The organism is uncultured Nonlabens sp. (assembly GCF_947495285.1).
Taxonomy (GTDB): Bacteria; Bacteroidota; Bacteroidia; order Flavobacteriales; family Flavobacteriaceae; genus Nonlabens.
Genome location: NZ_CANLXZ010000001.1, coordinates 137,091 through 151,167 on the forward strand (window position 1 = coordinate 137,091; position 14,077 = coordinate 151,167).

Consider the following 14,077-nt stretch of genomic DNA (forward strand, 5'->3'; position numbering starts at 1 on the left):
CTCGCTTTCGCGAAAGCGAAACTCTTAATAATTTTAACTTACAAGATTTAGTACCTTGAACTTTTAACCTTTAAAGATTAAATCGCTTTTGCCTCGTTGTGAAGTAAGTCGATTAATTTATCAAGATCTCCAGCATCTACAAGAGTAACCTGACCTTTAGGTTCTGGCTTTTCAAAAGAAACGCTGTTAGTCTCTGTACTAGCATCTGTTGCTGGTACGACTTTAAGAGGTTTTTTACGAGCCATCATAATTCCACGCATATTAGGAATCCTTAGGTCACTTTCTTCTACAAGACCTTTTTGTCCACCTATTACTAGTGGTAGGCTAGCGGTAACCGTTTCTTTACCACCATCTATTTCACGTACAGCGGTTGCGTTAGTCCCGTCTACATCTAGGGAGATGCATGTGTTTACAAAACTAGCTCCGGTCATAGCAGCTACCATACCTGGCACCATACCACCGTTATAATCGATAGATTCACGACCTGCGATAACTAGATCATAACCACCGTCTTTAATAACTGCAGTTAATTGTTTTGAAACCTGGTAACCGTCAGTTGCTGGTGTGTCTACTCTTATTGCTGTGTCTGCACCTATTGCTAGTGCTTTTCTTAAAGTCGGTTCAACCTCTGCACCACCTACAGTAACTACATCTACACTAGCACCTTGTTTTTCTTTAAACCACATAGCACGTGTAAGACCAAATTCATCATTTGGGTTGATGACAAATTGTACACCGTTAGTGTCAAATTGGGTATTGTTATCTGTAAAATTGATTTTTGAAGTGGTATCTGGCACGTGGCTAATACATACTAATATCTTCATATTTTATAGTCTTTAAAGTCTTTTTCAATCGTTTGCGAATTTAAGAAAAAAACGAGGAATAAACTATGCGTGCATAATAAATTTTTGTTTAATATTTTCTCACGTATTGCATTTCAAAGTTTTTCAATCTAGAGTATAACACTTGTTTATTCTGTTGTTTCAAGGTTTCATGAATGTTTTGTATGATAATAGTAGGTAAAAGGTATTTTTTTTAGCCTAAAAATCTAGTATACTAAGTTCATGTAAGTTATTTTTGTTTTCTTGAAAAACTGAATAACATCATATCTTAATATATGAAGACAATACAATTCCGCGAGGCAATTTGCGAGGCGATGAGTGAAGAAATGAGACGCGATGAGTCTATTTACCTTATGGGTGAAGAAGTTGCAGAATATAATGGAGCTTATAAAGCTTCTAAAGGTATGCTGGACGAGTTTGGTGCAAAGCGTGTGATTGATACACCTATTGCCGAGTTAGGTTTTGCTGGTATAGCCATAGGTTCTACCATGACTGGTAATAGACCTATCGTGGAGTATATGACGTTTAACTTTTCTCTGGTAGGTATCGATCAGATAATTAACAATGCGGCAAAAATACGCCAGATGTCTGGTGGGCAGTTTAAATGCCCTATCGTTTTTAGAGGTCCTACTGCAAGTGCAGGACAGCTAGCAGCTACTCACTCACAAGCTTTTGAAAACTGGTTTGCAAACACTCCAGGTCTTAAAGTAATCGTGCCATCTAACCCTTATGATGCAAAAGGTCTTCTTAAGGCAGCTATACGTGATGACGATCCAGTAATTTTTATGGAGTCGGAGCAAATGTATGGTGATAAAGGTGAGGTGCCAGAAGGTGAGTATGTTTTACCTATAGGTGTTGCAGAGTTAAAAAGAGAAGGTAATGATGTGACTATCGTTTCTTTTGGTAAAATTATCAAAGAAGCTTATAAAGCTGCAGACGAGTTAGAGAAAGAAGGTATCTCTTGTGAGATTATCGACCTAAGAACTGTGCGTCCTTATGATAAAGAGGCGATTTTAAAATCTGTAAAGAAAACAAATCGTCTAGTTATTCTTGAAGAAGCGTGGCCATTTGGTAACGTCTCTACAGAGATTTCTCACATGGTACAGGCTGAGGCATTTGATTACCTAGACGCTCCAGTTTATAAAATAAATACACAAGATACACCAGCACCGTACTCTCCAGGTTTACTGGCAGAGTGGTTACCAGATTATACTGATGTAATAGAAGGTGTTAAAAAAGTGATGTATAGAAAGTAATTTTCTAAGACCAATTATAATTGAAGCCCATCTCGTTAGAGGTGGGTTTTTTGATTTAAAGCTTGTATTTTTACTTTACTTTACTTTACTTTACTTTACGCCATGTTAATCAATAAATTTTATTAAAATGAAAAAGTTTTTAATTTTAGGAACATTCGTTCTTGGCTTTTCAGTAAATGCAGCAACTACTGTTGAGGTCGAGTCAAATGAAAAAGTAAATTTACTCGTAGAGGTTAGTGACGGTTGCGACAAAGTAGGTCAACTAGCTTATGATCTTGCTATTAGTGAAGGGGCAACAAACAGAGACGCTAGACGTGCTAGACGTGGTGCTAGAAGAAACTGTAATAAAACAGCTGTGATATCACAATAACAATTTAATTTTACTAATTTATTATATCCACAAAAAAAAATGTTTTGTGGATATTTAACTTTTGCACCTGTTTATGAAATCTATTGTTTCTGTTTTAATAATTCTTTTTTTAAATTTCAATTCACACGATGTTGACTTGCATGTAACATATAAGGTTATTCATAAAATAGATAAACAAAGTAAATTAGATAGGTTGTACTCTGATATGTTTGACAGTTATGAAACTATTCATAAGGAGTTACAATTTGATTTATTTATCAATGAGAACACTAGTGTTTTTCAAGTAAGAAATAAGCTTTATAGTGACATTGATGCTGCATCTACCGTTATGAATAGAGTAGGTTATACAGGTCGTTTTCAGCAATTTAAAACTCATTTTATCGAAGAAGAGTTAGAGGAAGAGTTTGGTCAGTTTCTCATTAAGGGTTTTTATCCAGAATGGGTTCTCACTCAAGAAGTTAAAACAATAGATTCGTACACTTGTTTCAAAGCAATATATAGTTATGATGTTATTACTCCAGACAAGAAAGTATTTAATAAATTTATAACGGCATGGTACACTCCACAAATACCCTATAGCTTTGGGCCTATAGGATTTGGTAAATTACCTGGTTTAATTATGGAACTAGAAACTAATTATGCGATATATGGAGTTGAAAAATTATCTTTTTCTAATTCTAAATCAGATAAAAAGATGCCTGAGTTAAAGAAATTGAAAATAATTACAGAAAAACAGTTGGATAGTTTGGCAATTGAATTTGAAAAACAAAATTAATCCTAGTGCTGTCCCGCTGTTTTTTTATTTTTTATTTTGTTTCACTTTGTTTATGTCAAGGGCAAACTATTAATTTTTCGGGAAAAATATTAGATGATAACAATCAAAATCTATCTTCTGTTACTCTCATTTTTAAAGAGGTGAACAACATAGAATCGGTTAAATATATTATCACCGATATCAATGGACTTTTTAAAATCAAATTATCTCCTAGTAGTGCATACTCTTTAGAATTGTCTCATATAGGTTACAAAACCCTAATAAGTAACATCAATACTGGAGAAATAGACTTTAGTAAAACATTTAGTTTAAATAAAAATCTTGAAGATTTATCTGAAATAACTATTAACTATAGATACAAATCTATTGAAAAGAAAAATGATACAATTGTCTATAATACGGACGCTTATCGCAATGGAAATGAAAGATATTTAAAAAATGTTTTAGAAAAACTACCAGGTCTCAAAATAAAGGAAAATCAAATTTTTGTAAATGGAAAACTGATTAATAAACTTCTTGTGGACGGAGAATTGTTTTTCGGTGGCTCTTCTAGTATAGCTCTTGATAATATTCCGGCAAGAGTCTTTAAAAACATTCAGGTCATAAGTAATTATCAAGAAAACCCCTTAGAAAAAGATCTCAAACCTAAAGATGACATTGCACTTAATATTGAATTAAAAGAAGAGTACAAATCATTTAATTTTGGTGATATTGAAGTAGGTTTAGATCCTAATGGCTTTTACAATCTAGGCATAACTTATTTTAAATTTAAGAAAAACCGCAAATTTAATGTCATCAATGATTTTAATAATTATGGTAAAGCAATACTAACTACACAAGATTTGTTACGCTTTACTGGCGCCAGTGCAGGAAGTTTATTAAATAATAACCCTGTTAAAAATGATCTTCTACCATTACTTTTAAATAATCAGAATAATTTAACCACTAGAAATAACTTTATAGGTGTTAATTCAGGTTGGGAATTGAATAATTTTTTTAAAATTGACACATACTTATTGTTGGCAAGCAATCAAAACACCTCATTGAATCAAATTATAAACGAGTTTGCAACAGATCAAGTAAGTTTAATAGAATCTAGAAATACTAACGCTTCCAGAGATGTTGAAAGTCTAACAGGAAATATTTTAATTTCATACAAGCCTGAAAAAAAATATAGCATAACTTTTGCCAATACGCTTATTTTAGGAAGTACAAGTGTCGATAAGAACCTAAAAAGTTCAGCTGAAACTATTGATGAATTTGAGGATTTAAATGGACAAAGTTTTAATTCCTTTAATCAAAATATTGAATTTATAAGTAAACTAGGTGAAAATCACGATTTCGGAGCGTCAATAAAATCCTCTATTAAAAACCTTAAAAGAAATAGAATAATCTCTAGTGAAACAATTTTTTTAAATGAATTTTACAATTTTGTTGAACAAGATTCTTACGGTATAAATTCTAGAGTTGAAACTGAGGATCAAGAAGTTCAAATTATAATTAAAGATTATTGGCGTGCGTTTAATTTTATTCACTTCAATACCTCTGCCTTTTATACTAGTAATAAAAGTAGGTATGGTAATATTGATTTACAATTGTTAGATAATGGTGATCTACAAAGTTTTAACTCTGTTCTAGGGGATAATTTTAATAATTTAGAATTTAACCTACAAGATTATGGCATCGCTTTAGGCTCTAAATTTCAATGGAAAAAACTATTGTTTGACTTCAATGTAAGTTTACATAACTATCAATTTATTTTAAATCAAACCAATAAAAGTGTTCGAGATTTGAACTTTATCGAACCAGTAATGAAGACAACCTATAAAATCAATAAAGATTCAGATCTTGAATTGAAGTATAGATATCAAAATCGTTTTGGTGCTCCAAGGACATATTTAGAGAACTCTATTTTTAATAGTTTTAATTCAATTTATAATGGAAATCCTAACTTGTTAAATGAAAGTATTCAAACTTTAAATTTAGACTATTCTAATTATAGTAATGAAAGGCTTTTTTTAGACGCAGGTACTTATATTTCTATTAGAGATCCTCAATTCAGCAATGCAATAGGACAGAATGGAATAGTAACGGTGAGTAATATTATTTATCAGCCCGATCAACTGCAAGAAATAGGTGTGTTTATTGACTTAGGTTTTAATGATAAAAAAATTGATATCGATACTTCTGTTAATATTGACTTTACTAAGTATAGTCAGATTATAAATGAAGAAATTTTTGATATAGGAACATTGGACACCGAATTTGATCTAAATGTTAAATCACGTCATTTTAAAAATTTGAATTTAATTGCTGGTTATAAATTTAAATATGGAATAGTTCAAGAAGATATTACCAACTCGTATAACTCTCAAATAATTAATTTTGATGTTGATTTTAAAATCTCAAATCAATTATCTCTGTCGCAAAAAATTGATTTCACTAGTATTTTAGATTTTTCAAATAAACGCACTAATTTCTGGAATGGGAATTTTAAAATATCTTATGCTCCGAAAGAGTCTGCGTTGGTATATTCTTTAAACGCAGCAAATATCTTTAACAACAGTAGCGTTATAGAAAATAGATTTTCCTCTAATATTTTGACAACATCTACGACCTTTATACTTCCTTCAATTTATATGTTTACTGTAGCATTGAATTATTAATTCTGAGAGAAAAGTAATGATAAGAGAATCTTATGGTATAACCGGACTACCTAGAAGTAAATATGCCTTTAATAGTAAAGAAAGTGATGTACAGGAAATAAGGTTTTGACCTTTTATTTTTGTTTGTGATAACTTAATGTTATTTTTTACCTCTTAAAAATTACATTATTAGCTTGAGTAATCCTACTTTTGATTTTTGACATTTTATGAAGAAAGTTTTTTTTAATTCCGCTTTCGCGAAAGCGATTTCAAAATCAATCCTTTTACTTGGTATATTTTTATGTGTATTTATCAGCACCGCACAGACTAAAGTAGGTGGGGTTATTTACGACGATTTTGGTGATACCGTCCCGTTTGCAAACGTAGTGTTTCCAGGCTCTAGTGAAGGTACTATCTCTAATGATAACGGACGGTTTTATTTACAGTCAGAGAACACTTATGACAAAGTAGAATTCTCTTTTGTAGGATATAAAACCCAAACCATAAATCTAGATAATAAAGTAAATCTAGAAATGAAGGTGACTTTACAAACTGACACTGCAGAGTTAGATGCCGTGGTAGTGTATGCTGGTAAAACGTCTAAAAAGAATAACCCTGCTATCGACATACTACGTAAAGTGTGGCAAAATAGACGTAAAAATGGTCTTGCCCAATTTAAGCAATACCAGTATGATAAATATGAGAAGCTAGAATTTGACATGAATACCATAGATAGCTCTTTGATCAACTCAAAGCTTTTCCGTGGTATGGAATTCGTATTCGATTATGCAGACACGAGTAGAATTACTGGTAAAACCTATTTACCTATTTTTATTAATGAATCTCTTTCTACTGTTTATGGAGATAACGAGATAAATAAAGAACTAGATGATGTTAAGGCAAACAAGAATTCTGGTTTTTCAAACAACCAGACTTTAATCGCATTTGTAAAAGATCTTTATAACGACATAGATGTGTATGACCGTTATTTAAAGTTCTTTGATAAAAGTTTTACGAGTCCAGTAGGTAAAAGTGGTATTGATACTTATAATTATGTATTAAGAGATACGGCTATAGTAGATGGGGTAGAGGCTTATAATATAGTTTACTATCCGCGTCGTAGAGGTGAGCTTACTTTTAAGGGTGATTTTTGGGTAGCGACAAAGTCCTATGCGATCAAGGAAATTAATATGCAAGCCACTAAAAGTGCAAACATAAACTGGGTAAAAGAGATTTATATAGAGCAGGAATATGACGTTCTTAATGACAGTCTTTTCTTAATTACACGTGATTATTTTTTAAGCGATTTTGCGCTTAACAAGAAAGAGAAGTCCAAAGGTATTTATGGAAAGCGTACCACTTTATTCAATGACTATAAATTTGATATAGAAAAAGAGCCAGATTTTTACAGACGTAGAGTTAATGACTATGATCCAGAAATCTATAATCGCGATGAGGCTTATTGGGATGAAAATCGATTAGAAAAACTTAATAAAGATGAGAAACAAGTGTATACTATGCTGGATACACTTAAAAAGAATAAGAAGTTTAAACGTCTTTATAATTTAGGTACTGTACTAGCGTCTGGTTATTATGAATTTGATGGTTTTGATTTCGGCCCTATATTTTCCACCTTTGGTTTTAATGATGTAGAAGGTGTGCGACTGCGTGCTGGTGGTAGAACGTATTTTGGTGCAAATGATCCATGGAGAATAGAAGGTTATGGTGCTTATGGTTTTAGAGATCAAAAATTTAAGTTTGGTATAGGTGGTAAATGGTTGTTAGATAAAAAAAGTCGTCTGATATTAAGTGGTGGTTATAGAAAAGATGTAGAGCAACTAGCTGCCAGTCTTACTAAAACTAATGATGTTTTAGGTCGCAGCCTTGCGTCTAGTGCTATAGTAAGTGCTGGTAATAATGGTAGGTTATCTAATATTAAACTAGGTCTTGCTGCTATTAGTTTTGAACCATTATATAACTTAGAATTTAGATTAGGCACGAGTTATAGAAAGATAACAACGGCTAATCCTGGTTTCTTTAGTCTAGATTATTTTGATGCAGACTCGCCAGGTGGCATACAGTCAGAAACTAACCAGGCCGAAGTAGACTTTTCTATGACCTATAAACCAGGTCGTAAAACTACTAATTATGGTGTAGATCGTACAGTTATCAATGAAGGAGCTTATCCTATTTTGTTCCTTAATTATTCTAAGGGTTTTAAAGACCTTTTCAGTAGTGATTTTGATTATGATAAATTTCAATTTTATTACAGTCACCCTATTCAGATAGGAGCTTTCGGTAGATTAACTGCGCGTTTAGAAGCTGGTAAAACCTTTGGGGAAGTGCCACTAGCATTACTAGATGTTATACCTGGTAACCAGACTTATTTTAATGTGTTAGGATCATTTAACACAATGGATTTTTATGAATTTGTAACCGACGAGTATGTAATGGTGAATCTTGATCATAATTTTAATGGACGTATTTTTTCTCGCATTCCTGGTTTGAGAGATTTGAATCTACGTGAGTTAGTAGGTGTAAAAGCTGCTTATGGTAGAATAAGTGATGAAAACGTAGCCTTAAATGCTAGCGGTCTTAATTATCTAGCTCCAGAAGATATTTACTGGGAATACAGTGCTGGTGTAGGTAATATTTTTAAGGTATTACGTCTAGATGTGAGTTTTAGAGGTGGTTATAATTACTTGCCAGACGCTAGACAGATTGCTATTACTGGTAGTTTTGGTTTCTTCTTCTAATAACCTATAAGATAAGTATAAAAAAACATTTACTTAATCATAAATTTGATTTCTATTTTTAAACTTGCATAGAGTTATACTTAGATTAAGAATAAAAAAAACCTCCGATTCAACCAGTTGAATTGGAGGTTTTAAAATATATAAGCTTTTTATTATTTATAATTCAAATGCTTTCTTCACCTCTTCTACAAAGTCTAATTTTTCCCAAGTAAATAACTCTACTTCTTTTTCTACCTTTCCATTGTATGGAGATTCAAAAACAAGCTTTTCAGTACGAGGTGTTCTCCCCATGTGACCATAAGCAGCCGTTTCTGAGTAGATAGGGTTTCTTAATTTTAATCTAGATTCTATTGCAGCAGGACGCATGTCAAATATCTGTGCAACCTTCTTAGAAATCTCACCGTCAGTTAGGTTTAATGTAGAGGTACCATAAGTTTCTACATTAATAGAAGTAGGCTCTACCACACCTATGGCATATGATACCTGCACAAGAACCTCGCTAGCAAGTCCAGCAGCTACTAGATTCTTTGCAACGTGACGTGCCGCATATGCAGCACTTCTATCTACCTTAGAAGGGTCTTTACCAGAAAAAGCACCACCACCGTGAGCACCTTTACCACCATAGGTGTCTACTATAATCTTACGACCAGTTAATCCTGTATCGCCATGTGGTCCACCTATTACAAATTTACCAGTAGGGTTAATGTGATATGTAATGTCATCATTAAATAAATCTTGAGCATAAGCAGGTAATAATGCAGTAACACGAGGGATTAATATTTCAACAAGATCTTTTTTAATCTGTGCCAGCATTGCAGCATCGTTTTCATTAAAAGGATCGTGCTGTGTAGAGATAACAATAGCGTCAATACGTTGCGGCACGTTATCATCACTATACTCTATGGTTACTTGTGATTTAGCATCTGGTCTTAAATAAGTAATCTCCTTATTCTCACGACGCAATGCAGCAAGCTCCACTAGTAATTTGTGGGATATATCTAGAGCAAGAGGCATGTAGTTCTCTGTCTCGTTAGTTGCATAACCGAACATCATACCTTGATCTCCAGCACCTTGCTCTTCTTTAGTTGCACGGTCCACACCTTGATTAATATCTTGCGACTGCTCGTGAATTAAAGAAATTACACCACAAGAATCACCAGAAAACTGGTAAGCACCTTCTGTATATCCTATTTTATTGATAACATTACGTGCGATTTGAGCTGCATCTATGTAAGTGTTTGATTTTACCTCTCCCGCAAGAACCACCTGTCCAGTAGTTACAAGCGTTTCACAGGCAACCTTTGATTCAGGATCAAAAGCAAGAAAATTATCTAATAAAGCATCACTGATCTGGTCAGCAACTTTGTCTGGATGTCCTTCACTAACGGACTCTGATGTAAATAAGTAGGGCATTTTATATGTGCGCTTTCGCGAAAGCGTAATAAATACAAATCTCGCGTGATTAATAATCTAAGAAAATAAAAGTGGCTGTATTGTTTTGCGCAGTACACTGTTTTAGCGTTTATGTTTTCTTTTTTAGAAAACGAGGTCGCAAGCAGCCAAATCTCTCCTCTTAATTGAATTGCAAATCTAATAAATGTAATTCTTTATTAGCACATCACTTATAAGATTATTAACATGTACCATAATAAGACCTTATGGCTATTTTTTAATTTCCTACAGATTAAGTAGGGTAAATAATGTACACGTTCATATATGATAATTTGAGAACACAGATAAATAACACTGGATGTCATATATAAATTATTGTTTAATTTATGATTTACAGATGGTTAAGTGTGATTAACGCCGTTTGGGTAACAGTGGCTATATGAATTGTCTAGTGAGGGACCTAATTGCAAACTTTAATTTTGACACGATATCTTATCTTTTCAAATAACAGAATAATTAGAATTAAGTATGTTGCAGCTTGTTCTTAAGATTTAAAATATAAATATGCCGCTCACTAAATATAGTAAAACAGTTACTCAAGACCCTACACAACCGGCAGCACAAGCCATGTTGCATGCTATAGGTCTTTCTAAGCAGGATTTGCTCAAACCATTTGTGGGTATTGCGAGCACAGGTTATGAAGGTAATCCATGTAACATGCATCTTAATGATCTTGCAAAACTGGTTAAGGAAGGGACTTTAGACTCTAACCTAGTAGGATTAATCTTTAATACCATAGGGGTGAGTGATGGTATCTCTATGGGAACACCAGGTATGCGGTATTCTTTACCATCTAGAGATATCATAGCAGACTCTATGGAGACTGTGGTGCAAGCTATGAGTTATGATGCACTAGTGACGGTAGTAGGCTGTGATAAAAACATGCCTGGTGCGTTAATAGCAATGATAAGACTGGACCGTCCTTCTATACTGGTCTATGGAGGTACGATAGATTCTGGCTGCCATAAGGGTAAAAAACTAGATGTAGTCTCTGCTTTTGAAGCTTGGGGTAGTAAAGTGGCAGGTACTATAGAAGAAGAAGAATATCAGAATATAGTAGAAAAAGCATGTCCTGGCGCTGGTGCTTGCGGTGGTATGTATACAGCAAATACCATGGCAAGTGCGATAGAAGCATTAGGTATGTCTTTACCGTTTAATTCTTCTAACCCTGCATTAAGTGACGATAAGAGAGAAGAGTCTGTCAGAGCAGGACAGGTAATGTTAGAATTATTAGAAAAAGATATCAAACCGTCTGATATTATAACACGCAAATCGTTAGAGAACGCAGTACGACTAGTTACTATTCTGGGCGGTTCTACAAATGCGGTTTTACATTTTCTAGCGATAGCAAGAGCAGCACAAATCGATTTTACACTTAAAGATTTTCAAGATATAAGTGATAACACACCTTTTCTAGCAGATTTAAAACCTAGTGGTAAGTACCTTATGGAAGATATTCATCGCATAGGTGGTATCCCTGCTGTTATGAAGTACTTGCTGTCCAAAGGATTAATTCATGGAGACTGTCTTACGGTAACTGGTAAAACAGTAGCTGAAAATCTGGAAAACGTAAAAGATCTTTCTGAAGAACAAGATGTTATAAGAACTGTAGAGAACCCTATTAAGGTTTCTGGGCACTTGAGAATGCTTTATGGTAATCTTGCTAGTGAAGGTAGTGTTGCAAAAATTACAGGTAAAGAAGGTTTGCAATTCTCAGGAAAAGCTAAGGTTTTTAACGGTGAGTATGAAGCAAATGATGGCATACGAGATGGACTGGTAGAAAACGGTGACGTAGTTGTCATACGATATGAAGGGCCTAAAGGAGGTCCAGGAATGCCAGAAATGTTAAAACCTACAGCAGCTATTATGGGTGCGGGACTAGGTAAAGACGTGGCACTTATTACAGACGGTCGTTTTTCTGGAGGTACGCATGGCTTTGTCGTAGGTCATATAACACCAGAAGCTCAAGAAGGTGGGGTCATTGCTCTAGTTAATGATGGAGATGTCATTACTATCGATGCAGAGGCTAATACGATACAATTAGAAATCTCAGATAAAGAATTAACTAAACGTAAAGAACAATGGCAAGCGCCAGAATTAAAGTTTAAAAGAGGTGTTCTTTATAAATATGCAAGAACGGTTTCTAACGCTTCAAAAGGTTGTGTTACAGACGAGTTTTAAAAACTATAAACTCTAACACTTAATCAATAATTAGAATAAAAAAAACAATAATCAAAATCGATGATTATGAAAGAACACGCTATAAGGGACACACCTACGTTAAGCACAGTAACAGAAAAAATATCTGGTGCTGAGGCTATCATAAAATGCTTCCTTGCAGAAGATGTAGATACAGTATTCGGTTATCCAGGTGGTGCGATCATGCCTTTGTATGATAAGCTTTATGGCTATCAAAAAGAGTTGAAACATGTACTTACTAGGCATGAACAAGGTGCAACACATGCAGCACAAGGTTATGCACGTATATCAAATAAAGTAGGAGTTTGTATAGCAACTTCTGGCCCTGGAGCAACTAATCTTATTACTGGGCTGGCAGACGCGATGATAGACTCTACACCTATGGTATGTATCACTGGTCAGGTAGCTTCTCATTTATTGGGTACAGATGCTTTTCAGGAAACAGATATCATAGGTATATCCACACCGGTAACTAAATGGAATGCTCAGGTGACTAAGGCAGCAGACATCCCTAAAGTTCTAGCCAAAGCTTTTTACATCGCTCAAAGTGGTCGTCCAGGCCCGGTATTAATTGATATCACAAAAGATGCACAGTTTGAAGAGTTTTACTTTGCATATGAGAAGTGCAAATCCATAAGAAGTTATGTGCCAGTTCCTGATACAGATTTACAAACAGTAAAAGACGCTGCTCACTTAATTAATAAAGCTCAGAAACCTATGGTTATTTGGGGTCAAGGAGTGGTGCTAAGTGAGGCCGAAAAAGAATTGCAATTAATGATAGAAAAAGCAGGAATTCCAGCTGCATGGACCATTCTAGGTGCAAGCGCTATTCCTACTTCTCATTTGCTTAATGTCGGTATGGTAGGTATGCATGGTAATTATGCTCCTAATTTATTAACTAACGAATGTGATGTTCTAATTGCGATAGGAATGCGTTTTGACGACCGTGTTACCGGTGATTTATCTAGATATGCGACGCAAGCCAAAGTGATACATTTTGAAATAGATCCATCTGAGGTGAATAAGAATGTAAAAGCAGACATAGCTGTCCTAGGAGATGCAAAAAACACATTAGGATTACTACTACCTTATCTAGAAGAAAAAAAACATCCAGAATGGTTAGCACAGTTTAATGCTCTGTATGAAATAGAGGTAGAGAAAGTCATAAAAGAAGACATGGCACCGTCTGTAGATGGTATTACCATGGCCGAAGTTATTCAACAAATTAATCTACGGTCTGATAGTAAAGCTGCAATAGTAAGTGATGTAGGACAGCATCAAATGATAGCCTGTCGTTATGCTAGCTATAAACAGACACGTAGCAATATTACCTCTGGTGGTTTAGGTACTATGGGATTTGCACTTCCTGCAGCGATAGGAGCAAAAATGGCAGTACCCAATAGAGACGTAGTTGCGGTTATAGGAGATGGAGGCTATCAGATGACTATACAAGAGTTGGGAACTATTTTTCAGACTAAAGTGCCTGTAAAAATTGTGGTGCTTAATAACGAGTTTTTAGGAATGGTACGTCAGTGGCAACAGCTGTTTTTTGATAAACGCTATGCCAGTACAGAAATGACAAATCCTGATTTTATAAAAATAGCCGAAGGATATCATATCAAAGCAAAACAAGTCACAGATCGTAATGATCTCGCTGGTGCGGTAGAAGAAATGATGAATAGTGACGAGGCATATTTTCTTGAAGTTAGAGTGCAAAAAGAAGGGAACGTTTTCCCAATGATCCCGACAGGAGCATCAGTTTCAGAGGTGCGTCTCCAGTAG

9 protein-coding genes are annotated in these 14,077 nt (G+C 34.4%); 7 read left to right on the forward strand and 2 right to left on the reverse strand.

Features of this window, described 5'->3' with window-relative positions:
- Nucleotides 1-77: 77 nt before the first annotated feature.
- Nucleotides 78-824: an electron transfer flavoprotein subunit beta/FixA family protein gene (locus tag Q0838_RS00635; protein ID WP_298950160.1), complete on the reverse strand. Its 747-nt coding sequence runs from the start codon at nt 822-824 to the stop codon at nt 78-80.
- Nucleotides 825-1,117: 293 nt separating this feature from the next.
- On the opposite strand from Q0838_RS00635, the gene Q0838_RS00640 reads away from it, so the two are divergent.
- The 5 genes from Q0838_RS00640 to Q0838_RS00660 all read left to right on the forward strand — a co-directional run bounded on the left by Q0838_RS00640 (nt 1,118) and on the right by Q0838_RS00660 (nt 8,644).
- Nucleotides 1,118-2,098 (forward strand): pyruvate dehydrogenase complex E1 component subunit beta, encoded by a 981-nt coding sequence (locus tag Q0838_RS00640; RefSeq protein WP_298950161.1) that lies wholly within the window; start codon nt 1,118-1,120, stop codon nt 2,096-2,098.
- A 127-nt stretch (nt 2,099-2,225) separates the two neighbouring features.
- Nucleotides 2,226-2,468 carry a hypothetical protein gene (locus Q0838_RS00645; protein ID WP_298950163.1) on the forward strand — a complete coding sequence of 81 codons (243 nt, stop codon included), beginning with the start codon at nt 2,226-2,228 and terminating at the stop codon, nt 2,466-2,468.
- Between the two features lie 73 nt (nt 2,469-2,541).
- Nucleotides 2,542-3,243: a GLPGLI family protein gene (locus Q0838_RS00650; protein ID WP_298950164.1), complete on the forward strand. Its 702-nt coding sequence runs from the start codon at nt 2,542-2,544 to the stop codon at nt 3,241-3,243.
- Nucleotides 3,244-3,248: 5 nt separating this feature from the next.
- Nucleotides 3,249-5,909, forward strand: coding sequence for a carboxypeptidase-like regulatory domain-containing protein (locus tag Q0838_RS00655; protein WP_298950166.1), 2,661 nt, complete (start codon nt 3,249-3,251; stop codon nt 5,907-5,909).
- A 206-nt stretch (nt 5,910-6,115) separates the two neighbouring features.
- Nucleotides 6,116-8,644 (forward strand): DUF5686 family protein, encoded by a 2,529-nt coding sequence (locus Q0838_RS00660; RefSeq protein ID WP_298950168.1) that lies wholly within the window; start codon nt 6,116-6,118, stop codon nt 8,642-8,644.
- Nucleotides 8,645-8,800: 156 nt separating this feature from the next.
- Here Q0838_RS00660 and metK read toward each other — a convergent pair whose 3' ends face one another.
- Nucleotides 8,801-10,057, reverse strand: coding sequence for a methionine adenosyltransferase (gene metK, locus Q0838_RS00665; RefSeq protein ID WP_298950170.1), 1,257 nt, complete (start codon nt 10,055-10,057; stop codon nt 8,801-8,803).
- Between the two features lie 543 nt (nt 10,058-10,600).
- Here metK and ilvD point away from each other — a divergent pair.
- Together ilvD and ilvB are read left to right on the forward strand one after the other, a co-directional pair.
- Nucleotides 10,601-12,277, forward strand: coding sequence for a dihydroxy-acid dehydratase (gene ilvD, locus Q0838_RS00670; protein WP_298950172.1), 1,677 nt, complete (start codon nt 10,601-10,603; stop codon nt 12,275-12,277).
- A 66-nt stretch (nt 12,278-12,343) separates the two neighbouring features.
- Nucleotides 12,344-14,077 carry a biosynthetic-type acetolactate synthase large subunit gene (gene ilvB / locus Q0838_RS00675; protein WP_298950174.1) on the forward strand — a complete coding sequence of 578 codons (1,734 nt, stop codon included), beginning with the start codon at nt 12,344-12,346 and terminating at the stop codon, nt 14,075-14,077.